General features: G+C 29.8%; 2 protein-coding genes. Both read right to left on the bottom strand.

Going from position 1 to position 1,467, the window contains the following annotated elements:
- Positions 1-35 precede the first annotated feature (35 nt).
- Positions 36-887 (bottom strand): IS3 family transposase, encoded by an 852-nt coding sequence (locus HMPREF1871_RS03500; protein ID WP_232297360.1) that lies wholly within the window; start codon positions 885-887, stop codon positions 36-38.
- Complete coding sequence (locus HMPREF1871_RS03495; protein ID WP_066130124.1) at positions 854-1,420, bottom strand: helix-turn-helix domain-containing protein; 567 nt, start codon at positions 1,418-1,420, stop codon at positions 854-856. The genes HMPREF1871_RS03500 and HMPREF1871_RS03495 overlap by 34 nt, the downstream gene beginning before the upstream one ends.
- Positions 1,421-1,467: the final 47 nt, after the last annotated feature.

Raw genomic sequence — 1,467 nt, 5'->3', positions numbered from 1 at the left:
TGATGTGTACCCATAAAACTGGACACAATATTTAATTAACTAATTGTAGTGGATGCTAACCTATACTTTGTAGGTGGCATCCATTTTGTTTTTGATTGAATTCTTTCGTTGTTGTAATAGTCAATATATTCCTCTATTGCTCTCGAAAATTCTTCAAAAGAGCTATAGCTCTTTTCATAACCATAATAAATTTCATTTTTTAATCTTCCAAAAAATGTCTCCATAATTGAGTTGTCATAGCAATTACCCTTCCTTGACATTGATTGGATTATACCATGTTTTTTAAGCTCATTTACATAATATTTATGTTGGTATTGCCAGCCTTGATCTGAATGTAGTATTAGATTATTTAGTTTTGGAAACTTGTTAAATGCTTTTTCTAACATATTGGATATTTGTTTTAAATTAGGGTGTAAGGATAAGTCATAAGAGATTATCTCATTTGTATACATATCAAGTATTGGAGAGACGTAGCATTTACCCCAAGAAAATTTAAATTCTGATACATCGGTGGTCCATTTTTGTAGAGGTATATATGCCTTAAAATCTCTATTTATTATGTTATCGGCCACTTTACCTATTTTCCCCTTATATGAGTGATATTTTTCCTTAGATCTTTTTCCAAATAGTTTTAGTTCGTGCATTATCCTTTGAACTCTTTTATGATTTATGACATAGCCTTGATTTACTAACTCCATATATATTCTTCTTACGCCATATCTTCCTTTGTGTAGGTTAAATATTTGAGTTATTTTATCTGCGATATGACTATTCTTAATTTTTATCTTATCAACTTTATTTATTTCAAAATAGTATGTTGACCTTGGCATATCAATAGCTATTAAAAGGTATTTTAGTCTGTATCCTTCTTCTTTAAGTTCTTTGATAATCGCTGCTTTTTCGCCTTGAGTTGCGCAGCGTAACGTTCTTCTCTCAAGGCGATCTCTTTTTTTATTATTTCGTTTTCTGCCTTTATATATTCATTTTCTGCTCTAAGTCTTATTAGCTCTTCTCTTTCAGATTCATTAAGTTCTTTTGCTTTATGGTTATATTTACTTTTCATGCTTGTATTTTTAGATTTACTACCTTTCTTTTTATTAACAAGACCATTATATCCATAATTTTTATACTTGTTAACCCATGAATAGAGCTGTCCATCATTAATTCCATATTCAATTGCTATAGACTTTATTGAATTTCCAGCTAACACTTTAGATACCATTTCTAATTTCTCATCAGGTGTCCAATTGATATTATTTCCATGTTTTAAAATTTCTGGTCCATGAAGTTCTTCTAACTTAAACCATATTCTAATTGAATCATGAAAGTTTTTTTCACTAGTTCCTTCAGGTGTGTTGGCCCATATACCTTCTCTATACAACTGTACACATTCTTTTTTAAATTCATAGCTATATTTCATAAAAATACCCTCCTTACTGGTTTGTCCAGTAAAGAGGGTACATATCA

Source organism: Gemelliphila asaccharolytica, from assembly GCF_001553005.1.
GTDB lineage: Bacteria > Bacillota > Bacilli > Staphylococcales > Gemellaceae > Gemelliphila > Gemelliphila asaccharolytica.
The sequence above is the reverse complement of the archived record's forward strand: the minus strand, read 5'-3'. Positions and strand labels throughout refer to the sequence as shown.

Coding starts and splice junctions, on each gene's coding strand:
- HMPREF1871_RS03495 (WP_066130124.1), bottom strand. CDS start 1,420: ATGAAATATAGCTATGAATTTAAAAAAGAATGTGTACAGTTGTATAGA.